Raw genomic sequence first — 25,419 nt, 5'->3', positions numbered from 1 at the left:
ATCGAAGGAAGCTGAAAGCGAGCGGCCGAAATCCGCCCCGGCAATGCGGGTCTCGAAAGCGCGATCTCCGAAAAGGGCATGGGAGGCCGGTCTTCGAAGCCATGCCGACCCCACCGTGCCTGCCCGTCAATGAAAGTTGCGGCCTTTCGGCATCACGTCGGCAACTTCGGTCGCAACAGTCTGGTGATCGGCACCGGCGGCCCGGCGGGCAGCCGCCAGGCGCAGCTCCTTCAGCACCTTCTTCTCGCGTGCGTCGGCCGTTGGTCGCAACACCTCGTCGGCACGATCGTTGGCGCCGAAGTGGCGCACCTCCTTGTGCAACAGCCCGAGCATCGGGGTCATGTCCTCGATATATTCCGCCACCACATGGATGACATCGCTTTCGCGCTGGAGCCGGCCGCGGATCTTGACGAGACGCGCACCCATGATCACCGGCCGGTATTTTTCGAAGACTTTTGGCCAGACGATGGCGTTGGCGACGCCGGTCTCGTCCTCGATCGTCATGAAGATCACACCCTTGGCCGAGCCTGGACGCTGGCGAACGAGCACCAGGCCGGCGACCGTCACTCTGCGGCCGACGGGTGCCGTGGCGAGAGCGCGACTTTCGACCAGCCCCTGCCCGGAAAGCTCGGCCCGCAGGAAGGAGACCGGGTGGGCCTTCAGCGAGAAGGTGAGATAGCGGTAATCGTTGATGACCTGCTCGCCCTCCAGCATCACCGGCAGCGAAACCGCCGGCTCCAGCTGGAATTCGTCCTGCGTCGCCCGGTCGAAGAGCGGCAGCCGCTCGGCAGCGCTTTTCTCGTCCAGCGCCTTTACCGCCCAAAGCGCGTTGCGGCGATCGAGCCCGATCGAGCGGAACGCATCCGCATCGGCGAGTTTCTCCAGCACCGACCGCGGCAGTCCCGAACGCAGCCAGAGATCGCGAACCGAGATGTAACCACGGCCGCGATTGGTGACGAGCTTGTCGGTGATCTCCTTCTCCTTGAGACCCTTGACCAGGCTGAAGCCGAGTCGAATGGCCTTTTTCGTCAGAATCACATCCGACATTTCTCGATGCCGCGGCTCGATTGCCTTGCGGTCGAGAAGGCCCTGCTCAAGGTCCGCATCCCAATCCGAATGGTTGATATCGACCGGCAGCACCCGCACGCCATGTTCGCGCGCGTCCCGCACCAATTGGGCGGGAGCGTAGAAACCCATCGGCTGCGAGTTCAAAAGTGCCGCGCAGAAGACGTCGGGATAATAGGTCTTCAGCCAGGAGGAGACATAGACGAGCAGCGCGAAGGAGGCCGCATGGCTTTCCGGAAAGCCGTATTCGCCGAACCCTTCGATCTGCCTGAAGCAGCGCTCCGCAAACTCGAGCGGATACTTATTCCGAACCATCCCGTCGATCATTTTCTGCTTGAACGTATGGATGGTTCCGGTTCGCTTGAAGGTCGCCATCGCCCGCCTGAGCTGATCGGCCTCGCCGGGCGTAAAATTTGCCGCGGTGATGGCGATCTGCATCGCCTGTTCCTGGAACAGCGGCACGCCCAGGGTGCGCTCCAGAACCACTTCCAGCTCCTTGCTCGGATACTCGATGGGTATGTTGAGATCGCGCTGCTCCCGTCGCTTCAGATAGGGATGAACCATATTGCCCTGGATCGGCCCCGGACGCACGATCGCCACCTCGATGACGAGGTCGTAGAAGATGCGCGGCCTGAGGCGCGGCAGCATGCTCATCTGCGCCCGGCTTTCGATCTGGAAGACGCCGATCGTATCGGCCCGGCAGATCATGTCGTAGACGGCTTTCTGGTCATCCTTGAAGAGGCGGGCGAGGGTTTCTCTTCGACCGTAGTGCAGGTCCAGGAGTTCGAAAGCCCTGGCGATGCAGGTCAGCATGCCGAGCGCCAGAACGTCGATCTTCAGGATCTTCAGCGTATCGAGATCGTCCTTGTCCCATTCGATCATGTAGCGGTCGGGCATCGCCGTGTTCATGATCGGCACCACCTCGTCGAGCCGATCGCGGGTGATGACGAAGCCGCCGACATGCTGGGAGAGATGACGGGGAAAGCTCATCAGCTCGGTGGCGTAGTCCAGCACCCGCACTGTCGTCGGATCCTTGACGTCGAGGCCGGCGGCTTTGGCCTCCCGCTCTGACAGATCGGCCGCCGACCAGCCCCAGACCGAACCGGCAAGTGCCGACTGTACGTCCTCCGAAAAACCGAAGGCTTTCGCCGTTTCGCGGCCGGCCGAACGCGCCCGGTAGCTGATGACGGCGGCCGTAAGCCCCGCATGCTCCTTGCCGTAAGTCCTATAGATATGCTGGATGACCTCTTCCCGCTTCTCGTGTTCGAAGTCGACGTCGATATCCGGCGGCTCGTCACGCTCGGTCGAGATGAAGCGGTCGAAAAGCAGGGTCGTCGAAAGCGGATCGACCTCGGTGATGGCAAGGCAGTAACAGACGGTCGAATTCGCCGCCGACCCGCGGCCCTGACAAAGAATGTCGACGCTTCGCGCATATTCCATGATGTTGCGCACGGTGAGGAAATAGGGCTCGTAGCGCTTGCTGGCGATCAGATCGAGCTCGTATTCGATCTGGGTCGAGACCTTCCCGGGAATGCCGCCGGGATAGCGCCGATAGGCGCCTTCCATCGTCAGCCGCCGCAGGGTCTGCGTCGTCGTCTCGCCTGCAAAACTCTCGTCGGGATATTGGTATTCGAGTTCCGCCAAAGTGAAATTCAGCCGGCGGAAAAAATGCCCGGTGCTGGCGATCGCCTCGGGGTAGTCGCGAAAGATGCGCGCCATTTCCTCCGGTGGCTTCAGATGCCGTTCGGCATTGGCCTGAAGCCGGAACCCCGCCTGTGCGACCGTCACATGCTCGCGTATGGCGGTGACGATATCGGCCAGCGGCCGGCGCGCCGGCTCGTGAAACAACGGGCTGTTGGTGGCGATCAGCCTCGTTCCCGTGTTGCGGGCGATGGCTGCCAGCCCGGCAAAGACAAGCTGGTCGAAACCGTCATACCGCGGCACGAGCGCAAGATAGAGCCGGTCGGCAAAATGCGGCTTCAGCCGCTTGAGAAACGCCGCAAGGTTGTTGGCCTCCGGCGCACCGATCACCGGATCGGGCAGAACGGCAATCAGGATATCCTCGCCCCATTCGACAAGATCCGTCTCGTAGAGCGTGCAGGTGCCTTTCTTCGCCCGCAGGTTTCCGGCACTCAGCATGCGGCAGAGATTGCCCCAACCCCGGCGGTTGCACGGATAGGCCAGCACATCCGGGATGCCTTCGGCAAAGGAAAGCCGGGCGCCGGGCTGAAAGGAAAACCCCTCCACCTTCGCCTGCGCATGGGCGCGAACCACGCCGGCCACCGTATTGCGATCGGCAACCCCGAGACCGGAAATGCCAAGGCGGCTGGCGGCAACGATCATTTCGCCTGGATGCGACGCTCCTTCGAGGAAGGAGAAATTCGACCAGGCGCCGATCTCGAAATAGGGCGTGCTCATGCGAAGACCCCATGCATGAACCAGCGTGGCTGCGTCGGCCCGCCATAATGCCCTTCTCGAAACAGCCAGAACCGCCGGCCTCTTTCATCCTCCACCCGGAAATAATCCCGCTCGGCCGCCGTCTCGCCATCGACCCACCATTCGGCCGCGATCCGTTCCGGACCTTCGGCGCGCGCGATGCGATGAAGGCTCCGGCGCCAGCGAAAGCTTCTCGGCGGCCCTTCCGGCACCTCGGCTACCGCCTCCACCGGCTCCGGGCTTTGAAACAGCCGCTGCGGCCGAACGGAGGCCACCAGAAGACTGGCCGGAACATTGGGGGCGGCTTCCTCGACCGTCTTCAGCATCTCCACATCCGCAAGCGGCTGAAAGACGGCGGCACGCTCCGGCACGTGGCTCTCCGACAGGACGGGCAGAAACAGGCTTTCCGCGCCCAGCCGCGCCATGACCCTGTCGGCAAAGGCCGCAAGCGGTCGCTGCCGATCCGGTGTGCCGGAAAAATCCTCCTGCATCACCTCGTATTTTTCGCTTTTGGGAACCGAGAGCCGCAGGATCTCGAAGCCGAAACCGGCATCAAGATCGTCATGAACAGCCTGCAGCCGCTCGCGGAAAAGGCCGGCAACGCGGCCCGGTTCAATCAACGGCGAGGACGTTCCGGCAGCGATGCGAAAGACCCTGCCGTCGACACGAAACAGCAAGAGTTCGAACAGCCGTCCCCCCTCGCCGCGCTTTTCCAGCTCCGGCTTCAGCCTTGCTGCGAGCTCCTGCGTCAGGCCGAGAATATCGTCCTCGCCCTGGACCGGCTCGGAAAGCCGCCGCTCGGCCGAGAGGCTGGCAACGGCAAGCCGCGGCGAAAGCGGCTCGTCCTCCAGTCCCATCGCCTGATCGAGACGCAAGAGCAGGGTGGATCCGAAGCGGCGGGCAAGCGGCGCGCGCGGCGCCTCGATGATGTCGCCGACCTGCTTGAGGCCGACCCGGCCAAGCGTCTCGATCGTCTCGGTCGCAAGCCTGAGGGCCGCCATCGGTAGCGGCGCAAGCACGCGCGCGGCCTCCTCAGGAGCGATCACGCTTTGCGAGCCGAAGCGCGCCACCGCCCAGGAGAGCCCGGCCGAAGACGAGATCGCCGCACGCGCCTCGATGCCGAGATGAAAGAGCCGAGCCAAGAGGTCGTCGAGAAGCGATTTCTCTCCGCCGAGAAGATGGGCACAGCCGGTAATGTCGAGATAAAGACCACTTTCGCCGTCGAGCGCCACCAGCGGCGTATAGCGGCTGCACCAGTCCGCAAGCCCTTCCAGAAGGGCGCGATCCGCCGCCCGGTCGGCGGGCAGCACATCGACCTCGGGACACATGGCCCGCGCTTCGGCAACGCCCTGGCCCAACTGGAATCCGGACTTTTCGGCAAGGCCATCGAGCGCAACGAGGCGCATCGCATTTCTGACCCGGTCGGCAAAGACGACAGGCGGATGATCAGGACGCCCGCGGGAAAGCCACGAGGTGCCCCAGCGTATCCGCGCCACCCGGTCGGCCGGAAGATGCGGAAAGTCGAGCGATAGAATGCGCTGGCTCTGGGTCTGCCGCAGCAGCGGCTGGTAGGGGCTCGACGGGGTAAAAGCGGCGGTCATGGGGGTTCCACTCCAGGAAGAGGCCGACAGGAGCAGGAGACCTGCTTTTTTCGGCAATGACGTGAAAGACGGGATGACCGATGCTGCCGCAAAGCATCGAACCGTCAGGGAGGGGGCGCTCGCGGGCGGGCGCCGGTTCGATATGAAGCCGGAAGAAGGCGCTGCTCGCCTCCTCGTGGCCGGACTGGCGCAGAAGCAGAAGAGGGATGCGCCCGGCGCGCGCGCGAACATGCAGGCGCCGGCTTTCACTCAAGGCCAGCGATGCCGGATTGCCGCGAATTTCGAGAATGACGGCACAGAAGGCCGGGACGGAAAGCGCCGTCTCGGCGATCCAGAGCGCATCTTTCACCGTGCGCGGCAGGCTGAGGATCAGGCTTCGAATGTCGAGCCCGTAGGCCTTGAGACCAAGGCCATAGGGCAGGCCGGCCTCGGTCGAGGCGAGCGACTGGCTGATCCACAGAACCGGGGCCCCGACATCGCCCTTTTGCCGGCGCGCCTGCTGACAGAGGGCACTGAGCGCGGTTGCAAAACCGGCGGCAGCGCCGGCATCGCGCGTCTCGGAATTGCGGATCTCCGTCATGCCCTCGAGCGGCAGCCCGCCCTCGAGGATATCGTCGAGTTCGGGAATACCGAGCGGCAGAACCTTGCGGCCGGATGCCTGGCTGCCCTCTTCCTTGCGCCGGAAGCCCGCGGGATCGGCCGCCTTGACTGCCTTCACGACCCCCGGAAGCCTGCGGTTCTCGATCCTGGCTATGGTTTCGCGAAGCGAAAGAACGGCCTCCCGCTGCACGGCGTTCTCGGCCATGACGGTCAACTCCATTTAAGATGTTCCTGTTATGTTCTTATAGATTCCAGAGCTGCCCTGAGGAGTCAACAACCAAATTTGAGAATTTATTCCTCACCCGTTGCGTCAGGAATTCAACACTCGAAAAACAAAGGCAAAATCGCTATATGGAGGGCAACAAGGAGTGCCTATGGCCCGCATTGACCAGACCGATGATTGGCGGGAACGCCACGCACCGACACTCACGACATTCGAACAACTCGCAGTGGAAGCCTACGGCCACCTGCCGCAGGAGTTCCGCCGGCTGACGACCGACCTCATCATCGAGGTTGCCGATTTTCCAAGCGACGATGTCTTCGAGGACATGGCGCTGGAGACGCCGTTCGACCTGCTCGGCCTGTTCGAAGGCCGCGGCATCAGCGAACGTTTCACCATGGAGACGGGCGAGTTTCCGAACCGGATCACCCTTTATCGCCGCCCGATCATCGACTATTGGGCGGAAAACGAGGAAACGCTGGGCGACATCATCACCCATGTGCTGATCCACGAGATCGGCCACCATTTCGGCCTCTCCGACGACGACATGGAACGGATCGAGGCGAGCGTGGAACACGTGGGCAACTAGAGCATTTCCAGGAAAAATGCGAAGCGGTTTCCCGTCAGGAAATGCGTAAAAACAAAGAGATAGGGCGTTTCTGCGACTCCGTCTAAGCCGGAAACGCTCTAAGCCCCGGAAAACCTCTCGCGCTGGTCAGGAGCATCCTGCTCTGAGGCCAGCCCCTTCGGAAAAACAATCGGAAAACAGAGGAACACTCCGGCCGCAAAACTGGAGCGTCCCTGTTTTTTTACTGCTCCGACAGCTTGATGTCGGGATGATAATCCTTGCCTTCGACTTCCTTGAATACGGCCTGTCCGCATTGCATGTGCTGCGTATCCGCATTGAAGGCGTAGGTCGGCGAGCCGTGCAGGGACCAGCCCTGGTTCAGCGCTGCCGTCACCTTATGGCAGAAGGACGCATCGTCGGGGCCGGTGAGGAAGCGGTAAAGTTTCAAAATCTTGCCTTTCGTTTTTCAATCGTGTCCGCCTTGGCGGCGAGCTTCAAGGCCTGGTCGAGATGCAGCCGCTCGATCATTCGGCCATGAAGATTGATAACGCCCTTGCCGGCATTATCCGGCAGCGCGAAGGCGGCGATGATCGCGCGCGCCTCGTCGACGGCGGCCTGCTCGACGCCGAAGCGTTCGTTGGCCGGGCCGATCTGCAGCGGGTGGATCAGCATCTTGCCGTCATACCCCATGTCGCGCCCCTGCCGGCACTCCTCATCGAAACCGTCGGCATCACGGAAATCGTTGAACACCGCATCGATGGCGTCGAGACCGCTTCCGCGTGCGGCCAGCAGGATCTGCATCAGCCAGGGGATGAGGTAAGGTCGGCCGGGACGGTCGGGAACGCCGGTTTCCTTGCGCAGGTCGTTGAGGCCGACGACGAAGCAATCGAGCCTGCCGCCGAAGGTGCGGCCGGTCTCGGCGATCGCCGGCGCATTGACGACACCGCGTGGCGTCTCGATCATCGCCCAGAGACGTAAGCCTTCCGGCGCATCGTTATCGGCCAGCCAGTCGGCGGCGATCTGGATATCGGCCGGGCTTTCGACCTTCGGCACAAGGATCGCGTCGGGCTTTGCCGAAACGGCTGCCGCCAGATCCTGCTGGCCGAAGCCCGATCCGAGCGCATTGATGCGGATGATGATCTCGCAATCCGGCCTGTTTTCGATGAGGTGGCGAACGAGCCCGTCACGCGCCTCGGCCTTGCGCTCGGGCGCCACCGCATCCTCGAGGTCGAAGATCGCGGCATCGGCGGCAAGTTCCGAAACCTTGGCCAGTGCGCGGACATTGTCGGCCGGCACGGAAAGCACCGAACGGCGCAAGCGAACGGGATGATGTTCAATCGATTTTGTCATGCGGCCAGTTGTGCCCGCCTTTCATTTTTTCCGCAAGACGAGGCGAACGGCCGCCCCCTCTTGCAAGCGGCGGCGGCAACACCCACATCGGAGGCAGAAAGGTGACGATCATGCAAAGCATACGCTCTGTTCTTTTTACGGCTGTGGCCATTACCATTACGCTGGCGGCCTTCGTCTTCACCGCGTCGCTTGCGCTCGCGCTGACCGGCATCGCTGCCGTTGTCGCGATCGGCAGCGCCATTGCCGCCCGGCTGAATCTGAAGCCGGCCCGCGCCACGGCCCGCCCGACCTCCGGCGCCGCCCCGCGCGAAATGCGCATCTGGAACGACGGTCGCGGCACGATCATCGATCTCTAGGCCACGCGGCACCGGTCTCCAAAGCCGAGATAAAATTTTGCGACACCCATGTCGGGCGGACCCGTTTCCGTTCGTCCTTGGACCAGGCCAGCAAAGGCCATGCCCTCGTGACGAAGGATAGGAGCACGACATGGACAGCAATACGCAGAAAACGGACGCAAACCAGCTGCCACCGGCCCTGAACGGTCTGGTGCCTTATCTCCAGGTCGACGGCGCGGCCAAGGCTGCGGAATTCTACAAGCACGCCTTCGGCGCAAAGGAAGCTTATCGGCAACCGGTCGACGACCAGGGCCGGACGATGCACATCCATCTCCACATCAACGGCAGCTCGCTGATGCTTGGCGACGCCTATCCGGAATATGGCCATCCCCTGGAAAAGCCGCAGGCCTACAGCCTGATGCTGCCGGTCGACGACATCGACGCGTGGTGGAGCCAAGCGGTGGCTGCCGGCGCCGAAATCGTCATGCCCATCGAGGTGATGTTCTGGGGCGATCGCTACGGACAGCTGCGCGACCCCTTCGGCGTGCTCTGGGCGTTGAACGCCCCGGTCAAGGCAGGCTAGGTCAAGGCAGGCTGACACCGGCGCCAGACACCCGCCGATGTCCGCAAAGCCCATGGGCAAGGCGCTCCAACTGATAAAACAACCGCTACGACAGCTGCCGGGCAGGCAATTTCACCCGCCCGGCAAGTGTCTTCGGGACAGATTTTCCTTCATTTCGGCGCAAAACTGATCTAAACGCTTACGCAACATTTCGCTGAAATCGAAGGCCTGAAGTTATGGAAAAGTTCGTCAAGCTCACCGGCGTCGCCGCGCCCCTCCCCGTCGTCAACGTCGACACGGACATGATCATCCCGAAGGATTACCTGAAGACGATCAAGCGCACCGGCCTCGGCACGGGACTTTTCGCCGAAGCGCGCTACAACGAGGACGGCTCGGTCAACCCGGATTTCGTGCTCAACAAGCCCGCCTACCAGAACGCCAAGATCCTGGTCGCCGGCGACAACTTCGGCTGCGGCTCCTCGCGCGAGCACGCGCCGTGGGCGCTTCTCGACTTCGGCATCCGCTGTGTGATCTCGACCTCGTTCGCCGACATCTTCTACAACAACTGTTTCAAGAACGGCATCCTGCCGATCGTCGTCAGCCAGGAGAACCTGGACAAGCTGATGGACGACGCTTCGCGCGGCTCCAACGCCATCCTGTCGATCGACCTGGAAACCCAGGAAATCACCGGCCCGGACGGCGGCTCGGTCAAGTTCGAGATCGATGCCTTCAAACGCCACTGCCTGCTGAACGGCCTCGACGACATCGGCCTGACGCTGGAGAAGGCAACGGCCATCGACAGCTTCGAAAAGTCGACCGCCGCCTCGCGCCCCTGGGCGTGAGCTAAGGGATGACGCGCAAGCTCATCTCCTCCGGTTCGCCCTTCGAGAAGACGGCAGGCTATTCGCGTGCCGTCGCCAAGGGCGACTGGTGCTTCGTTTCCGGCACCACCGGCTACGATTACGCCACCATGACCATGCCGGAAACGGTGGAAGAACAGGCACGCAATTGCCTGAAGACGATCGAGGGCGCGCTGAAAGAGGCGGGCTTCTCGCTCTCGGATGTGGTGCGCAATCACTATTACGTCACCGATGCCAGCTTCGCCGACCGGGTTTTTCCGATCTTCGGCGAAATGTTCGGCGATATCCGCCCGGCCGCCACCATGGTCGTCTGCGATCTCATCCGGCCGGAAATGCTGATCGAGATCGAAGTCACCGCCTTCCGCGGCTGACGTCTGACGGACTGCTGCCGGCGCGGCATTGGCACCTGCCCCGCTTATGCGCTACTGCAGAGGCACGACGTCGGGTTCTTCGCAGAGCCGTTGTCCGCATCGCCACGACCGGAAGAAGCCCATGCAATTCGAAGGCACCGCCGACTATATCGCCGACAAGGACCTGATGATCGCCGTCAACGCTGCGATCCGGCTGGAACGGCCGCTGCTCGTCAAGGGCGAGCCGGGCACCGGCAAGACCGAGCTTGCCCGGCAGGTTGCGGCAGCCCTCGGGCTCGACCTCATCGAATGGAACGTCAAGTCGACGACCAAGGCCCAGCAGGGGCTTTACGAATATGACGCCGTCTCGCGCCTGCGCGACAGCCAGTTCGGCGACGAGCGTGTCAACGACGTCAAGAACTACATCCGCAAGGGCAAGCTCTGGCAGGCGTTCGAGGCCGGGCGGCGGGTGGTGTTGCTGATCGACGAGATCGACAAAGCCGACATCGAGTTTCCGAACGATCTGCTACAGGAGCTCGATCGGATGGAATTCCACGTCTATGAGACCAACGAAACGATCCACGCCCGCCAGCGGCCGATCGTCGTCATCACCTCCAACAACGAGAAGGAACTGCCGGACGCCTTCCTGCGCCGCTGCTTCTTCCACTATATCCGCTTTCCCGACGCCGACACGCTCGCGCGCATCGTCGAGGTGCACTATCCCGGCATCCGCAAGACGCTGCTTTCGGCAGCCCTTGCCGCTTTCTACGATATCCGTCAGGTGCCAGGGCTGAAGAAGAAGCCTTCGACCTCCGAAGCGCTCGACTGGATCCGCCTGCTCGTCGCCGACGAGATCGACCCGGTCGACCTGCGCGCCGATCCCAAAACCATGCTGCCGAAGCTGCACGGCGCGCTTCTCAAGAACGAGCAGGACGTCCACCTCTTCGAGCGCCTGGCCTTCATGGCACGCCGCGACGGATGAGGCCAAACGCCCACAAGGTTCTGATCTACGCCACCTGGCGGGAGCATCTGCTCGTCTTCGACGAGCCGGACTTTCCGGATATCGACCTGCAGGTTCCCGGTGGAACGATGGAACCGGGCGAAAGCCCCGAGGCCGCCGCCCTGCGCGAATTCGCCGAGGAAACCGGGCTGGCGCCACCGACGATCGTCTTGCCGCTTGCAACGCAGGACTACCGCTTCACCAAGAACGGCCGGCAAATCTGCCATCGCCGGCACTATTTCCATGTGAAGCTTGCCGGCGAACAACGGGAAACCTGGCTGCATCTGGAGATGACGCCGTTCAGCGGTGGCCCGCCGATCCGCTTTCGCTTCTTCTGGCTCAGCCAGAGCGAGGCTCGCAACCGGCTTGGATACGGGATGCAGGACGGTCTGGACTTGCTGCAAACCCAAGTTGCCCGTCGCCGCTCGGCGGTCGCTCGCCCCTCACCCTAACCCTCTCCCCGCACGCGGGGAGAGGGGAGCGGCGGCTGCAACCTTTGTCATCTGCTGCAAGCGTGAAGGGGAATAAAGCGGTCGCGGCAGCGGGATGAGGGGCCTTTTAGCCGGCGAATCGTTTTTCATTGACCCCCGCGGCCTTGCCGCGCTATCAAATGAACCGTGGTGATTTGGCCGGCCGGCTTGCAGCCACGTTAAACAAATCGCTAAAGGGCCGAGGAAACGTGGATTTTCCGAGGACCGGTCGCGATCAATCGCCGCCGGTTTTTTTGTATTGATCGAGTGGAAGCCCCATGCCCATCAAGATACCCGATACGCTGCCCGCCTTCGAAACCCTCGCGACCGAGGGCGTGCGGGTGATGACCGAGACCGTGGCGATCCGTCAGGATATCCGCCCGCTCCAGATCGGGCTCCTGAACCTCATGCCGAACAAGATCAAGACCGAGATCCAGATGGCGCGCCTCATCGGCGCCTCGCCGCTGCAGGTCGAGTTGTCGCTGATCCGCATCGGCGCGCACCGGGCAAAAAACACCTCCGAGGAACACCTGCTCGCCTTCTACGAGACCTGGGAAGAGGTGAAGGCCCGCAAGTTCGACGGCTTCATCATCACCGGCGCCCCGGTCGAAACGCTGGAATACGAGGACGTCACCTACTGGGACGAGTTGAAGCGCATCCTCGACTGGACGACGACCAATGTGCATTCGACGCTGAACGTCTGCTGGGGCGCGATGGCGGCGATCTATCATTTCCACGGCGTGCCGAAATATCCGCTGAAGGAGAAAGCCTTCGGCGTCTACCGCCACCAGAACCTGCAGCCCTCCTCCGTCTATCTCAACGGCTTTTCCGACGATTTCGCCGTGCCGGTGTCGCGCTGGACCGAAGTGCGCCGCGCCGACATCGACCGGGTGGCCGACCTGGAAATCCTGATGGAATCGAAAGAGATGGGCGTCTGCCTCGTGCACGAGAAGAAGGGCAAGCGCCTCTACATGTTCAATCACGTGGAGTATGATTCCACATCGCTGTCGGACGAGTATTTCCGGGATGTGGATGCGGGCGCGCCGATCAAGCTGCCGCACGACTACTTCCCGCACAATGATTCGACCCTGCCGCCGCAGAACCGCTGGCGCAGCCACGCGCATCTGTTCTTCGGCAACTGGATCAACGAGATGTACCAGACGACGCCCTACGAGCTGGACATGATCGGCAGGGGAGAACGCTAGGGCTCGGAGGCTCCAATGTTCATCCCCTTCTTCCTCGAATTGAAGGCTGCGAAGATCCCGGTCACGCTCCGGGAATTCCTGTCGTTGATCGAGGGCATGGAGGCGGGCATCGCCAGCTTCGATATCGAGGCGTTCTATTTCCTCGCGCGCACGGCGCTGGTGAAGGACGAGCGCCACATCGACCGCTTCGACGGCGTCTTCCGGCATTGCTTTTCCGGCCTTGAGGCCATCAATCCCTCGGACGAGTTCGAGCAGGCGGCCATTCCCGAGGAATGGCTGCGCAAGCTTGCCGAGAAATATCTGACCGAGGAAGAGAAACGCCTGGTCGAATCCCTTGGCGGCTTCGAGACCCTGATGGAGACCTTGCGCCAGCGGCTGCGCGAACAAGAGGGGCGCCACCAGGGCGGCTCCAAATGGATCGGTACTGCCGGCACCTCCCCCTTCGGCGCCTATGGCTACAATCCCGAAGGTGTCAGGATCGGCCAGGACGGCTCGCGGCACCGCCGCGCGGTCAAGGTCTGGGACCGGCGCGAATTCAGGGATTACGACGACACGATCGAGCTCGGCACGCGCAACATCAAGGTGGCGCTCAAACGCCTGCGGCGCTGGGTGCGCCAGGGTGCTGCCGACGAACTCGACCTTTCCGGTACGATCCGCGCCACCGCCGAGCACGGTTATCTCGATGTCGTGACCCGGCCGGAACGGCGCAACGCCGTCAAGCTCCTGATGTTCTTCGATGTCGGCGGTTCGATGGACGACCATATCCGCATCGTCGAGGAGCTGTTTTCGGCGGCACGCGGCGAATTCCGCCACATGGAGCACTTCTACTTCCACAATTGCGTCTACGAGGGCCTGTGGAAGGACAATCGTCGCCGCCGCGCCGACATCACCCGCACGACGGAGCTGCTGCGCACCTTCGGCAGCGACTACCGCGCGATCTTCGTCGGCGACGCATCGATGAGCCCCTATGAGATCAGCCACCCCGGCGGCTCGGTCGAACATTGGAACGACGAAGCCGGCGGGCTTTGGCTCTCGCGTATCGCCGCCCACTTTCCCCGATCCATCTGGCTCAATCCGGTCCCCGAGCAGCACTGGGGCCATACCCAGTCGATCGGCATGATCAGGAGCCTTCTCGGCGGGTGGATGTTTCCCTTGACGCTCGCCGGACTGCAGGACGCGACAAAACAACTATCGCGCTGAATCTACCGCAGAAAATCTCGATTTCCGGTTGCCGATCCACCTGAAATGACGCAGGTTGCTTGCCGCGAGGACTGCATGTTTCCATAAATCCTAGCCGATTTAAGGATAAAACATGCAGCAACTCAAAGTGTTACAGCGACCTTTGCGCGTCTGCTAGGACGCGCGGCGCTGTAGGGGGGGCCAGGCAATGGACAAGCATGCGGACACGGAAATCTTCGGACACCTGCCATCGGGTGAGCCGGTTCATCGTGTCGTGCTTTCCGGCGGCGGCCTGACCGCTCATATCCTCACCTGGGGAACCGTGATCCAGGACCTGCGGCTGGACGGCCATGAACCGCCGCTGGTGCTCGGCTTTACCGATCTCGAAAGCTATCTCGCCCATTCCCCCTATTTTGGCGCAACGCCCGGCCGCTGCGCCAACCGCATCGGCGACGGTCGCTTCACGCTCGACGGCACGACCTATCAGCTCGAATGCAACGAGAAGGGCGTGACGCATCTGCATGGCGGCAGCGACAATATCGGCAAGCGCAACTGGACGATCATGGACCAGACGCAGGACAGCGTGACGCTTGTCATCACCGACCCGGACGGCCGCGCCGGCTATCCCGGCAACTGCCAGGTCCGCTGTACCTACCAGCTGAAGCCCGGCGGCGTGCTCAGCGTCGTCTACGAGGCGGAGACGGACCGGCCGACGCTCGCCAATGTCTGCCAACACAGCTATTTCAATCTCGATGGCAGCGCGGATGCGCTCGGCCATGACATCATGATCGCCGCCGACCACTATTTGCCGACCGACGAGCGCCAGGTCCCGACAGGAGAAGTCCGACCGGTCGAAGGCACCGCCTTCGATCTCAGGGAAATGACGTCGCTCAAGCGCCAGACCGAGGGCGAACGCATCGCCTACGACCATAATTTCTGCCTCTCGCCGGAGCGCATGGCAAAACACTCGGCCGCCTTTGCGCGCAGCCTCAATTCCGGCGTGACGATGGAAGTGCTGACGACCGAGCCCGGCGTCCAGCTCTATACCGGCTTCAAGCTCGACGTGCCGGTGCCCGGCCTCGAAGGACGTCGCTACGGCGCCTTTGCCGGTTTCTGCCTGGAAACCCAGGTGTGGCCGGATGCCGTCAATCACGAAGGCTTTCCGAACGCGGTTCTGCGCCCCGGCGAAATCCGTCGCCAGGAAACGGACTATGTCTTCATGAAAAGCTGAGAGCCGAGTGCATCGGCGCTCGCCCGCAGACACGCGACGGCTGATGCTCTTCGCCCGGGGCGAATGCATTGGCCGAAGCCAAAAGCATTTACAAATGAAGTGGTTGGGAAAATTGGAGCGGGTGAGGCGATTCGAACGCCCGACCCCAACCTTGGCAAGGTTGTGCTCTACCCCTGAGCTACACCCGCTCATTACCTCGGTCCGGGGGTAGTCGGTGGACCGTGGGTGCCGCGCTGTCTTGCGGCGACGGGCGGTATATGGCCTAAGCGATTTTGGAATGCAACAGGGAAATGACGAGAAATCGAATATTTTTTGGGAGCCTCCCTGGGAAGCCCGCAAATGCCGCGTTTTCGCACCGCTCCGCCGTCTCTGAGATTGCACGGCGCGGCCGTTCTCCCCTAAAGCAGACTGGAAAAAACCGACCGGCAGGAGAATCACCCCGATGAACGAAGCGCAACCGAAGACCGCGGACGAGCTTTTCCGCTTTCTCGACGATCTCGGCATCGAACACAGCACCAAAAAACACGAGCCGGTGTTCACCGTAGCCGAATCGGTGGCACTGCGTGACGAGATCCCCGGCGGCCATACCAAGAACCTGTTCGTGAAGGACAAGAAGGACAACTACTTCCTGCTGACCGTCGAAGAACACGCAACCGTGGATCTGAAGACGGTGCACCAGGTCATCGGCGCGGCAAGCAAGGTTTCCTTCGGCAAGCCGGAGAAGCTGATGGAGTATCTCGGCGTCATCCCGGGAGCGGTGACCGCGCTTGGCGCCATCAACGACATCGGCGGCAACGTCAAGGTGATCATCGACGAGGAATTGATGACGTTCGATGTGATCAACTGCCATCCGCTTTCCAACGACGCGACGACCTCGATCGCCTCGAAGGACCTGTTGCGTTTCATGGAAGCCACGGGACATGAACCGCTTGTCTTGAAAGTGACGGCCTGACATACGATCTTTGGCGCGGATGCAGGAAGCCGGATCACGAGCCGGCGAGGAGAGAAGAATGACGGGCAACGACAATCCCTATGCAGGGTCCTTCGGCAACCAGATGACCGCTTCGGCTTCCTTCGGCGGCCAGCCGGCCGCGGCCGCCGCACCGGGCGGCGACCTGATCAAGGAAACGACGACCGCCAACTTCAGCAAGGACGTGCTGGACGCCTCGCGCCAGCAGCCTGTTCTCGTCGACTTCTGGGCGCCCTGGTGCGGACCGTGCAAGCAACTGACCCCCGTGATCGAAAAGGTCGTGACGGAAGCTGCCGGCCGCGTGAAGCTCGTCAAGATGAACATCGACGACCATCCATCGATCGCCGGCCAGCTCGGCATCCAGTCGATCCCCGCCGTCATCGCCTTTGTCGGCGGACGGCCGGTCGACGGCTTCATGGGTGCCGTGCCTGAAAGCCAGATCAAGCAATTCATCGAAAAGATCGCCGGTCCTGCCGTCGACGACAGCAAGGCCGAAATCGAGGCCGTGCTTGCCGATGCCAAGGCGCTGATCGAGACGGGCGATGCCGAAAACGCCGCCGGCCTCTTCGGCGCCGTGCTGCAGGCAGACCCGGAGAATGCGGTGGCGATTGCCGGCATGGTCGATTGCATGATCACGCTCGGCCAGATCGCCGAAGCGCGCGAAGCGCTTTCGAGCCTGCCGGAGGATCTTGCCAAGGATGCCGGCATCAGTGCGATCGGCAAGAAGCTCGACCAGATCGAGGAAGCCCGCAAGCTCGGCGACCCGACAGCCCTGGAACAGCGCCTGGCGGCGAACCCGGATGACCATGAGGCGCGCATGATGCTCGCCAAGATCCGCAACGTGGAAGGCGACCGCAATGGGGCGGCCGACCACCTGCTGACGATCATGAAGCGCGACCGGGCTTTCGACGATGATGGCGCACGGCGCGAGCTCGTCTCCTTCTTCGAAGTCTGGGGTCCGAAAGACCCGGCGACGGTCGCCGCCCGCCGCAAGCTGTCGTCGATTCTCTTTTCCTGAGCAGAGCGCCGAGATCGGTGCGTTTTTCCCTTGAGATTTTCAAGGGACGCACCATTTCATGATCTGGTTGGCCACGCTGCTTGGCGTGGCGAGGCAAGGCAGGATATCTGCAAGGTCAATCGGAATGCATGTCGGAAATGCACGTTATCTCGGTCCGCAGGACTTACCGGAGATCATTCCGGTGTTTCCGCTGACCGGTGCGCTGCTGCTCCCCGGCGCCCAATTGCCGCTCAACGTCTTCGAGCCGCGCTACCTGGCGATGCTCGACGATGCCCTTTCCGGCAATCGGCTGATCGGGATCGTCCAGCCCTCCTTCTGCGAAGGCCGCGACGATATCGGCGTCGGGCCGGTGCCCGCGCTGTGTCAGGTCGGCTGCATCGGCCGCATCACCTCCTTTGCCGAAACCGGCGACGGCCGCTACATCGCCTCGCTGACCGGCGTGTGCCGCTACCGGCTGTTTAACGAGGTGGTCGGCACGCGCGGCTACCGCCGCTTCCGCATCGGCCCCTTCACGGCCGATCTCGAAAATCGCGACGATGAAAGCCTGGTCGATCGTTCGGCGCTGCTGGCGGCCTTCAGGGCCTATCTGGAGGCCAACAAGCTGAAGGCCGACTGGGAGAGCGTCGAACGCGCCAGCAACCGCACGCTGGTCAATTCCATGGCGATGATGTCTCCCTATGGGCCGGCGGAGAAACAGGCGCTGCTCGAGGCCCCCGACCTGAAGACCCGCGCCGAAACGCTGATCGCCATTACCGAGATCGTGCTTGCGCGCAATTTCGGCGACGTCGACAACATCCTGCAGTGAGTGAGGGGCCATGGACGTCAACGCCAGCAAGGTCGATCCGAAACTGCTCGAACTGCTCGTCTGCCCGCTGACCAAGGGCCGGCTCAGCTATCGCGCCGAAGCGGGCGAACTCGTCTCGGAAAAGGCGCGGCTCGCCTATCCCATCCGCGATGGTGTTCCGATCATGCTGATCTCCGAAGCGCGAAAAATCGAGGACTGACGCCGGCGATCGTACTGACCACGATCCGCATGCGTCTCATCTGCCCCTCATCCGGCCTGTCGGCCACCTTCTCCCCGCAAGCGGGGAGAAGGACAGGTGCGGCACGCTCGGCGCAATGGTCCCCTCTCCCCGCATGCGGCGAGAGGGCTAGGGTGAGGGGCAAGGCTCAGGCATCAGAGGCTTTTGCGCCTCAGATCGGCTGGCCGGAAAGCAATCGCGGGTCGGCGTCGCCGGCAGTGCCGGCCGCCTGGCGGATGAAGAAGCTTTTCAGCGACGGCAGACGATCGACGAGGCCAAGACCGAAGTCCCGGGCGATCCTGACCGGCGTGATGTCGTTCGAAAACAGCCGGTTGAGCACATCCGTGGTCACCCCCATGCGGAAGGTGTCGAACCGTCGCCAGATCTGGTAGCGCTCGAGAATGGCAAGCGAACCGATATCAAGCCCGAGGCGATCCGCCTCGACGATCGTCTCTGCCAACGCCGCCACGTCCTTGAAGCCGAGATTGAGCCCCTGGCCGGAGATCGGGTGGATGCCGTGCGCGGCATCGCCCGCCAGCGCAAACCGCGGCTTCACGAAATCGCGGGCAAGCGTCAGGCCGAGCGGAAAGGCGCGACGGCCGCCGACGACCTTGAGATGTCCGAGCCTGTGACCGAAGCGGCGCTCCAGTTCTTCTTCGAAGAGGAAGTCGTCGCCCTTGACCAGGCGCTCGGCGTCCTCGGTACGCTCGGTCCACACCAGCGACGAACGGTTGTTCTTGAGCGGCAGCGTGGCGAAGGGCCCGGCCGGCAGGAAATGCTCCTCGGCCGTGCCGTTATGCGGGCGTTCATGCTCGACGGTGGTGACGATGCCCGACTGGCCATAGTCGAACTCCACCGTCTTGATGCCGGCCGCATCGCGCAGCTTCGAGCGCACGCCGTCGCAGGCAACCAGCAGGCGGGCCTCCAACTGCTCGCCGCCGGCAAGCGTCACGGCAACCGCGTGATCGCCGCTCTCGAAAGTTTGGACCATCGTCGATTGCCGCACGGTCACGCCGAATTGGTCGCAGGCGGCGCGCAGCGCGCCGACCAAGGCGGTGTTGGGCACCATATGGGCAAAGGGCCGCCCCTCTTCGCCCTCGCCGTCGAAGGTCAGGAAAACCGGGCGCACCGGGTCCGACGTCTTCGAATCGGTGATGACCATGCGCCGGATCGGCTCGGCCTCCGGCGCAATCGTCTGCCAGACGCCGAGAACATCGAGCATGCGCTCGGCCGCCGAGGCGACGGCAGAAGCGCGCTCGTCGCGCTTCCAGGCGCCTTCCGGCGCGCCGTCTAAGACAGAAACGGCAAGATGCGGCGCCGCCTTCTTCAGCGATACCGCGAGCGAAAGGCCGACATAGCCGCCGCCGGCAATCAACACATCGATCATCCGCTTTCTCCCGTCGCACTTGAGCATCGTTTCATGCCTATATAGATCAATGCCATCGCCGTTCCTACCATCGGAGACAGCCGAAATGTCGCGCCCCACTGAGACCGCAACGCCCATGGATGCGCTGCTTGCCACACTCGACCTCGAAAAGCTCGAGGAGAACCTGTTCCGTGGCCGCAGTCCCCAGGTCGGCTGGCAACGCGTGTTCGGCGGCCAGGTGATCGGCCAGGCACTGGTCGCAGCCCAGCGCACCGTCGACGAAGGCCGCTATGTGCATTCGCTGCACGCCTATTTCATGCGCCCCGGCGACCCGTCGGTGCCGATCATCTACGAAGTCGATCGCATCCGCGACGGCTCCAGCTTTGCAACACGCCGGGTGGTTGCCATCCAGCACGGCAAGGCGATCTTCTCGATGTCGGCGTCGTTCCAGTATGACGAAGACGGCTTCGAGCATCAGATCGAGATCCCCGACGTGGCGATGCCGGAGACCCTGCCGGGCGAACAGGAGTTGAAGGACAAGTTCCTGGCGCACGCGCCCGAAGCGATCCGTCGTTACTGGGAGCGGCCGCGACCGATCGAGATCCGACCGGTCTCGCTCGCCCACTATTTCGCCCGCAACGACGGCAAGCCGACCCAGGACGTCTGGGTCAAGGCCGTCGGCCACGTGCCCGACGAGCGCCACCTGCAGGCGGCAGTGCTTGCCTATCTCTCCGACATGACGCTGCTCGACACCTCGCTCTATGCGCATGGAACGTCCGTGTTCGATCGCAACCTGCAGGTTGCAAGCCTTGATCACGCCATGTGGTTCCATCGCCCCTGCAAGATGGACGACTGGCTGCTCTACACCCAGGACAGCCCCAGTGCCCATGGTGCCCGCGGCATGACCCGCGGCAGCCTTTTTGATCGTTCCGGCGTGCTGATTGCCTCTGTTGCACAGGAAGGTCTGATCCGGAAAAAGGCAGCTGAACAGAAATAAGGCACTTATTTTTTTCTGCCTACTTTTTAATCTTCTAAAGTGACGTTTTTTTAGCGCGTCGCGGCACTCACGCTGCATGCGATAATTTTCCCATGCCTTTTCATAGGTTTAGCTCGCAACAACGAATCTGGCACGCCCCTTGAATGTAGCTGTCCGGTTGCAAGGCGCTTTCAGCGTTCGCAGCAAGGAGAGATGGCCTCCGGCCGGAGGCGAACAAGGATGGGAAACCGATGAAAATTGTGATGGCCATTATCAAGCCGTTCAAGCTCGATGAGGTTCGCGAAGCCCTCACTGCTGTTGGCATCCAGGGCCTGACCGTAACCGAAGTTAAAGGCTACGGCCGCCAGAAGGGACATACCGAAATCTATCGCGGCACCGAATACGCCGTGAGCTTCCTGCCGAAGCTGAAGATCGAGATCGCGGTCCCCTCCGAGGTCGTCGACAAGGCGGTGGAAGCGATCGCCGCTGCCGCCAAGACCGGCCAGATCGGCGACGGCAAGATCTTTGTCTACTCGATTGACCATGCCGTGCGCATCCGCACCGGCGAAACCGATTCAGAAGCGTTGTAAGCCACGCCGTTCAGGGAGCACTATTCGATGTCGTCAAGCAAACTTTCCATCTCTCTGGCAAGGATCGGCGCAGCCTCTGCCGCCCTTCTTGCGCCGGTCGTCGCCTTTGCCCAGGAAGCCGCACCGGCAGCAGCCGCTGCCACTGCCGCAGCCCCCGTTCCCGACAAGGCCGACACGGCCTTCATGTTCTTCTCCACGCTGCTCGTCTTCTTCATGCTGATCCCGGGCCTCGCGCTCTTCTACGGCGGCCTCGTCCGCGCCAAGAACATGCTGTCGGTGCTGATGCAATGCACCGTCATCGGTGCAGCGATGATGATCGTCTGGGTCGTCTACGGCTATTCCTTCGCCTTCGGCGGCTCCACCAGCCCCTATTTCGGCGGCTTCGCCAAGATGTTCCTCGCAGGCGTCTCGCTTGAAAGCACATCAGCCACCTTCTCCGAAGGCGTGGTCATTCCGGAATACATCTTCATGCTGTTCCAGATGACGTTCGCGGCGCTGACGCCGGCGCTCATCATCGGCGCCTTCGCCGAGCGCATCAAGTTTTCGGCTGCCGTGCTCTTCTCCATCCTCTGGGCAACCTTCGTCTACTTCCCGATCGCCCACATGGTCTGGGACGGCAATGGTCTGCTCTTCGGCATGGGCGCGCTCGATTTCGCCGGCGGCACCGTCGTGCACATCAATGCCGGCGTCGCAGGCCTGATCGGCGCGATCATGGTCGGCAGGCGCACCGGCTTCGGCAAGGACATGATGGCTCCGCATTCGATGACGCTGACGCTCGTCGGTGCGGCGATGCTGTGGTTCGGCTGGTTCGGCTTCAATGCCGGCTCCAATCTCGAAGCATCCGGCGGCGCGATGCTCGCAACCGTCAACACCTTCCTCGCAACGGCAGCCGCTATCCTCTCCTGGTCGGTCGTCGAAACCTTCTCCCGCGGCAAGGCTTCGATGCTCGGTGCGGCCTCGGGCATGATCGCCGGCCTCGTCGCCATCACCCCTGCCGCCGGCATTGCCGGCCCCATGGGCGCGATCGTCATGGGCCTGATCGTTTCGCCGCTGTGCTACTTCTTCGTCTCGGTGGTGAAGAACAAGTTCGGCTACGACGACACCGCTGACGTCTTCGGCGTCCACGGCGTCGGCGGCTTCTTCGGCGCGCTGGCAACCGGCATCTTCGCATCGTCCTCGCTCGGCGGCATCGGCTATGCCGACGGCGTCACGATGGGCGGCCAGTTCATGACCCAGCTTACCGCCGTTGCCATCACCATCGTCTGGTGCGGCGTCGTCTCGGCCATCCTCTACAAGGTGGTCGACGCGATCGTCGGGCTGAGGGTCTCGGTCGAAGCCGAGCGCGAAGGTCTCGACCTCTCGTCCCACGGCGAAGCCGCCTACCACGGCTAAGCCTATCGCGGCGCCGTCAACAGGCGCCGCTCAACGTCCCGTCGCGGTCCGTCTGATGCGGATCGCCTTTGGCCCGGATCGAAAGATCCGGGCTTTTTTGCCCAATCACGCCGATTGCGCACCGTCGCCAACCGGTATTTTAGCGGCATATACGCATGGTTAATGTCGCATTAACCGTACTCCGCTTAGGTTGATTCCATGGCGCGCAATGTGCATTGAAGATCGAGACGGGCAGCAGGCAACATGAGCAGAAGCAATCCGGCAACGCTTGACAGCCGTTCCAACCGGTTCGTGCTAACCACTTTCGTTTGGCGACAGATCGCGTCGCTGGCGGGCTTCGCGCTGTTCGGCGCGCTGGCGCTGGCCATCGCGGCGCTATCGACATGGAACGTTGCCGATCCGAGCTTTTCCTATGCCACCTCGGACGAGCCGACCAACGTGCTCGGTTATGCCGGCGCTGCCTTTGCCGACATCTTCATGCAGTTTTTCGGGCTCGCAAGCGTCGTCGCGCTGCTTCCGGCCGTTGCCTGGGCACTGGCGCTGATCGGCGGCAGGCGCTTCGACAAGATCTTCAAGCGCCTCGGCCTCTGGTTCGTCGGATCGGTGCTTGCCGGAGCGGCCTTGAGCTGTGTTCCGGCGCCGATCACCTGGCCGCTGCCCAACGGCCTCGGCGGCGTCTTCGGCGACATGATCCTGCGTTTTCCCGCGCTGTTCACCGGCGCCTTCCCGACCGGCACCTTCGCCACCGTGCTTGCCTGCATCTTCGCCGCCCCTGCCGCCTGGTGCCTGATCTACAGCGCCGGCCTGATCGGTGTCGGCGAGGAGGAGGACGAAGACGAGATCGAAGAGCCGACGCCGAGCAAGGCCCGCACCGTGCGCGACGAACTGGACGAAGACGACAGCGAAGGCCCCTTCACCTTGCTGATGGGCTCGTTTGCCCACATGCGCTACACCCTGCAGGCACGTGTCCGCCGCGTCTTCGGCATGAGCGGAACCCGCACCCCGACGAAGCGCCAGTACGACGAGCCCTACGATTTCAACAATGACGAATTCGGCACGCTGAACGAGCCGGTCCGGCCGAAGCCGATGGCTGCCGGCGACCGCATCGAACCTTCGCTCGACCGCTCCGAACGCCGCGTCGTCACGCCGCCGCCGATCATGGCCGACGACGATGACGACCTGCCCTTCGACATGGACGACCGCCGCCCCGCCGGCATTCTGCCCGATGACGAAGACGACGATCTCGACGTGGCAGCCGACTGGGCGCCAAGGGCCGCACCGCCGAAGCAGGGCCTGCCGAAGTCCGGTTCGCGTGTTGCCACACCGCCCCCCCGCCCGAAGACGAGCCAGCGGCTCGAGCGCGAAGCGCAGCGCTCCTTCGTCGAGGATGACGACGGCGATTTCGCGCTGCCGCCGATGCATTTTCTCGCCGAGCCGAAGAACGTCACCCGCGACGCCTCGCTCTCCGCCGATGCGCTGGAACAGAACGCCCGCATGCTCGAAGGCGTGCTTGAAGACTTCGGCGTCAAGGGTGAAATCATCCACGTCCGCCCCGGTCCGGTCGTCACCCTCTATGAACTGGAGCCGGCGCCGGGCATCAAATCGTCGCGCGTCATCGGCCTTGCCGACGACATCGCCCGCTCGATGAGCGCGATTGCTGCCCGCGTCGCCGTCGTGCCAGGCCGCAACGCCATCGGCATCGAGCTGCCGAACCAGCGCCGCGAAACCGTCTACCTGCGCGAACTGATCGGCTCGCGCGACTTCGAGACGAGCAAGGCGCGTCTGGCCATGGCGCTCGGCAAGACCATCGGCGGCGAACCGGTTGTCGCCGATCTCGCCAAGATGCCGCATCTGCTTGTCGCCGGCACCACCGGCTCGGGCAAGTCGGTGGCAATCAACACCATGATCCTGTCGCTGCTCTACCGCCTGCGTCCCGACCAGTGCCGGTTGATCATGATCGACCCGAAGATGCTCGAACTCTCGGTCTATGACGGCATCCCGCATCTGCTTTCGCCCGTGGTGACCGACCCGAAGAAGGCGGTCGTCGCGCTCAAGTGGACGGTGCGCGAGATGGAAGAGCGCTACAAGAAGATGTCGAAGATCGGTGTGCGCAACATCGACGGCTTCAACACCCGCGTCGAGCAGGCGCTGGCCAAGGGCGATGCGATCACCCGCACGGTGCAGACCGGCTTCGACCGCCAGACGGGCGAAGCGATCTACGAGACCGAGGAATTCGACCTGTCGCCGATGCCCTATATCGTCGTCATCATCGACGAAATGGCCGACCTGATGATGGTCGCCGGCAAGGACATCGAAGGCGCGGTGCAGCGGTTGGCGCAAATGGCACGTGCCGCAGGCATCCATGTCATCATGGCGACGCAGCGCCCCTCGGTCGACGTCATCACCGGCACGATCAAGGCCAACTTCCCGACCCGCATCTCGTTCCAGGTGACCTCGAAGATCGACAGCCGCACCATCCTCGGCGAACAGGGCGCCGAACAGCTGCTCGGCATGGGCGACATGCTCTATATGGCCGGCGGCGGACGCATCCAGCGCGTCCACGGCCCCTTCGTCTCTGATACCGAAGTCGAGGAAGTCGTCGCCTATCTCAAGACCCAGGGCACGCCGCAGTATCTCGACGCGATCACCGAAGACGACGACGAGGACAATGACGGCGGCGGCCCGGCCGGCACGTCCAACCTTGCCGATTCCGACGACCCGTACGACCAGGCGGTGGCAATCGTCCTGCGCGACGGCAAGGCCTCCACGTCCTATGTGCAACGTCGCCTCGGGATCGGCTATAATAGGGCCGCATCGCTGATCGAGCGCATGGAACAGGAGGGCATCATCGGCCCGGCCAACCACGCCGGAAAGCGGGAAATCCTCGTGCCGACCGAAGCGGAAATCACCGGCCGGTAAACCCGGCTGTTGTCCCGGGCGCCAATCCGGGCCCGGTAACGGTCATGTGAGAGCGCAGGCGCTGGTAGGTCATGAAAACCGCCTTGAAGGCGCCGCACTTGCGCTCCAGATGATCAAGGAAATGAAGGAGACTG

Annotated in this window: 24 protein-coding genes, 1 tRNA gene and 1 riboswitch; of the genes, 18 read left to right on the top strand and 7 right to left on the bottom strand. The window is 62.9% G+C overall.

The window, feature by feature from the left end:
* Positions 1 to 126: 126 nt before the first annotated feature.
* The 3 genes from BC363_RS28330 to BC363_RS36135 are packed head-to-tail and all read right to left on the bottom strand — an operon-like array spanning position 127 to position 5,922.
* Positions 127 to 3,483 carry an error-prone DNA polymerase gene (locus tag BC363_RS28330; protein WP_065780580.1) on the bottom strand — a complete coding sequence of 1,119 codons (3,357 nt, stop codon included), beginning with the start codon at positions 3,481 to 3,483 and terminating at the stop codon, positions 127 to 129.
* Positions 3,480 to 4,997: a DNA polymerase Y family protein gene (locus BC363_RS28325; protein ID WP_244519971.1), complete on the bottom strand. Its 1,518-nt coding sequence runs from the start codon at positions 4,995 to 4,997 to the stop codon at positions 3,480 to 3,482. The genes BC363_RS28330 and BC363_RS28325 overlap by 4 nt, the downstream gene beginning before the upstream one ends.
* Positions 4,948 to 5,922: a hypothetical protein gene (locus BC363_RS36135; RefSeq protein ID WP_244512677.1), complete on the bottom strand. Its 975-nt coding sequence runs from the start codon at positions 5,920 to 5,922 to the stop codon at positions 4,948 to 4,950. Before BC363_RS36135 ends, BC363_RS28325 begins: the two co-directional genes overlap by 50 nt.
* A 154-nt stretch (positions 5,923 to 6,076) precedes the next feature.
* Between BC363_RS36135 and BC363_RS28315 the strand changes: the two genes are divergently transcribed.
* Complete coding sequence (locus tag BC363_RS28315; protein WP_065780575.1) at positions 6,077 to 6,511, top strand: metallopeptidase family protein; 435 nt, start codon at positions 6,077 to 6,079, stop codon at positions 6,509 to 6,511.
* A 220-nt stretch (positions 6,512 to 6,731) separates the two neighbouring features.
* Here the strand turns inward: BC363_RS28315 and BC363_RS28310 are convergent, their stop codons facing one another.
* Together BC363_RS28310 and BC363_RS28305 are read right to left on the bottom strand one after the other, a co-directional pair.
* Positions 6,732 to 6,938, bottom strand: coding sequence for a DUF1737 domain-containing protein (locus BC363_RS28310; RefSeq protein ID WP_025425138.1), 207 nt, complete (start codon positions 6,936 to 6,938; stop codon positions 6,732 to 6,734).
* Entirely contained in the window at positions 6,935 to 7,840 is a 906-nt protein-coding gene (locus BC363_RS28305) for a CoA ester lyase (RefSeq protein WP_065780572.1), read from the bottom strand. The genes BC363_RS28310 and BC363_RS28305 overlap by 4 nt, the downstream gene beginning before the upstream one ends.
* A 110-nt stretch (positions 7,841 to 7,950) precedes the next feature.
* Here BC363_RS28305 and BC363_RS28300 point away from each other — a divergent pair, with 110 nt between their 5' ends.
* From BC363_RS28300 to BC363_RS28260, 9 genes are all read left to right on the top strand, one after another.
* Positions 7,951 to 8,196 carry a hypothetical protein gene (locus BC363_RS28300; RefSeq protein WP_065780817.1) on the top strand — a complete coding sequence of 82 codons (246 nt, stop codon included), beginning with the start codon at positions 7,951 to 7,953 and terminating at the stop codon, positions 8,194 to 8,196.
* A 130-nt stretch (positions 8,197 to 8,326) separates the two neighbouring features.
* The gene (locus tag BC363_RS28295; RefSeq protein WP_065780569.1) at positions 8,327 to 8,758 is read left to right on the top strand and encodes a glyoxalase/bleomycin resistance/extradiol dioxygenase family protein; all 432 of its coding nucleotides are present in this window, start codon (positions 8,327 to 8,329) and stop codon (positions 8,756 to 8,758) included.
* 215 nt (positions 8,759 to 8,973) lie between these two features.
* The gene (leuD, locus tag BC363_RS28290) at positions 8,974 to 9,579 is read left to right on the top strand and encodes a 3-isopropylmalate dehydratase small subunit (protein ID WP_065780567.1); all 606 of its coding nucleotides are present in this window, start codon (positions 8,974 to 8,976) and stop codon (positions 9,577 to 9,579) included.
* A gap of 8 nt (positions 9,580 to 9,587) precedes the next feature.
* Positions 9,588 to 9,968, top strand: a complete 381-nt coding sequence (locus BC363_RS28285) for a RidA family protein (protein ID WP_065780565.1) — start codon at positions 9,588 to 9,590, stop codon at positions 9,966 to 9,968.
* Between the two features lie 121 nt (positions 9,969 to 10,089).
* Positions 10,090 to 10,929: a MoxR family ATPase gene (locus BC363_RS28280; RefSeq protein WP_065780564.1), complete on the top strand. Its 840-nt coding sequence runs from the start codon at positions 10,090 to 10,092 to the stop codon at positions 10,927 to 10,929.
* Positions 10,926 to 11,399 (top strand): NUDIX domain-containing protein, encoded by a 474-nt coding sequence (locus BC363_RS28275; RefSeq protein WP_065780562.1) that lies wholly within the window; start codon positions 10,926 to 10,928, stop codon positions 11,397 to 11,399. Before BC363_RS28280 ends, BC363_RS28275 begins: the two co-directional genes overlap by 4 nt.
* Before the next feature lie 155 nt (positions 11,400 to 11,554).
* Positions 11,555 to 11,632, top strand: a riboswitch (SAM riboswitch).
* A gap of 63 nt (positions 11,633 to 11,695) precedes the next feature.
* Complete coding sequence (gene metA / locus BC363_RS28270) at positions 11,696 to 12,622, top strand: homoserine O-succinyltransferase (RefSeq protein ID WP_065780559.1); 927 nt, start codon at positions 11,696 to 11,698, stop codon at positions 12,620 to 12,622.
* A gap of 15 nt (positions 12,623 to 12,637) precedes the next feature.
* On the top strand, positions 12,638 to 13,822 hold the full coding sequence (locus tag BC363_RS28265) for a VWA domain-containing protein (protein ID WP_065780557.1): 1,185 nt from the start codon (positions 12,638 to 12,640) through the stop codon (positions 13,820 to 13,822).
* Between the two features lie 187 nt (positions 13,823 to 14,009).
* The gene (locus tag BC363_RS28260) at positions 14,010 to 15,032 is read left to right on the top strand and encodes an aldose epimerase family protein (protein ID WP_065780554.1); all 1,023 of its coding nucleotides are present in this window, start codon (positions 14,010 to 14,012) and stop codon (positions 15,030 to 15,032) included.
* A gap of 113 nt (positions 15,033 to 15,145) precedes the next feature.
* Here BC363_RS28260 and BC363_RS28255 read toward each other — a convergent pair.
* Positions 15,146 to 15,220, bottom strand: a tRNA-Gly gene (locus tag BC363_RS28255).
* A gap of 254 nt (positions 15,221 to 15,474) precedes the next feature.
* Between BC363_RS28255 and BC363_RS28250 the strand changes: the two genes are divergently transcribed.
* The 4 genes from BC363_RS28250 (at position 15,475) to BC363_RS28235 (ending at position 18,024) form a co-directional block, all read left to right on the top strand.
* Positions 15,475 to 15,984 (top strand): prolyl-tRNA synthetase associated domain-containing protein, encoded by a 510-nt coding sequence (locus BC363_RS28250; RefSeq protein WP_065780551.1) that lies wholly within the window; start codon positions 15,475 to 15,477, stop codon positions 15,982 to 15,984.
* A gap of 58 nt (positions 15,985 to 16,042) precedes the next feature.
* Positions 16,043 to 17,020, top strand: a complete 978-nt coding sequence (gene trxA / locus BC363_RS28245) for a thioredoxin (protein WP_065780548.1) — start codon at positions 16,043 to 16,045, stop codon at positions 17,018 to 17,020.
* A 124-nt stretch (positions 17,021 to 17,144) separates the two neighbouring features.
* Positions 17,145 to 17,825, top strand: a complete 681-nt coding sequence (locus BC363_RS28240; protein WP_065780545.1) for an LON peptidase substrate-binding domain-containing protein — start codon at positions 17,145 to 17,147, stop codon at positions 17,823 to 17,825.
* 10 nt (positions 17,826 to 17,835) lie between these two features.
* The gene (locus BC363_RS28235) at positions 17,836 to 18,024 is read left to right on the top strand and encodes a Trm112 family protein (RefSeq protein WP_053249178.1); all 189 of its coding nucleotides are present in this window, start codon (positions 17,836 to 17,838) and stop codon (positions 18,022 to 18,024) included.
* A 190-nt stretch (positions 18,025 to 18,214) separates the two neighbouring features.
* Here BC363_RS28235 and BC363_RS28230 read toward each other — a convergent pair whose 3' ends face one another.
* On the bottom strand, positions 18,215 to 19,429 hold the full coding sequence (locus BC363_RS28230; RefSeq protein WP_065780543.1) for a ubiquinone biosynthesis hydroxylase: 1,215 nt from the start codon (positions 19,427 to 19,429) through the stop codon (positions 18,215 to 18,217).
* An 85-nt stretch (positions 19,430 to 19,514) separates the two neighbouring features.
* On the opposite strand from BC363_RS28230, the gene tesB reads away from it, so the two are divergent.
* The 4 genes from tesB (at position 19,515) to BC363_RS28210 (ending at position 25,285) form a co-directional block, all read left to right on the top strand.
* A complete protein-coding gene (gene tesB / locus BC363_RS28225) occupies positions 19,515 to 20,405 on the top strand; it encodes an acyl-CoA thioesterase II (RefSeq protein WP_065780541.1) in 891 nt (296 codons plus the stop codon).
* A gap of 230 nt (positions 20,406 to 20,635) precedes the next feature.
* Positions 20,636 to 20,974, top strand: a complete 339-nt coding sequence (locus BC363_RS28220; RefSeq protein WP_065780538.1) for a P-II family nitrogen regulator — start codon at positions 20,636 to 20,638, stop codon at positions 20,972 to 20,974.
* A gap of 27 nt (positions 20,975 to 21,001) precedes the next feature.
* Entirely contained in the window at positions 21,002 to 22,366 is a 1,365-nt protein-coding gene (locus BC363_RS28215; RefSeq protein ID WP_065780536.1) for an ammonium transporter, read from the top strand.
* Between the two features lie 243 nt (positions 22,367 to 22,609).
* On the top strand, positions 22,610 to 25,285 hold the full coding sequence (locus BC363_RS28210) for a DNA translocase FtsK (protein ID WP_065780533.1): 2,676 nt from the start codon (positions 22,610 to 22,612) through the stop codon (positions 25,283 to 25,285).
* Positions 25,286 to 25,419: the final 134 nt, after the last annotated feature.

Source organism: Ensifer sp. LC384 (genome assembly GCF_001695865.1).
In the GTDB taxonomy this organism is placed as follows: Bacteria; Pseudomonadota; Alphaproteobacteria; order Rhizobiales; family Rhizobiaceae; genus Ensifer.
The sequence above is the reverse complement of the archived record's forward strand: the minus strand, read 5'-3'. Positions and strand labels throughout refer to the sequence as shown.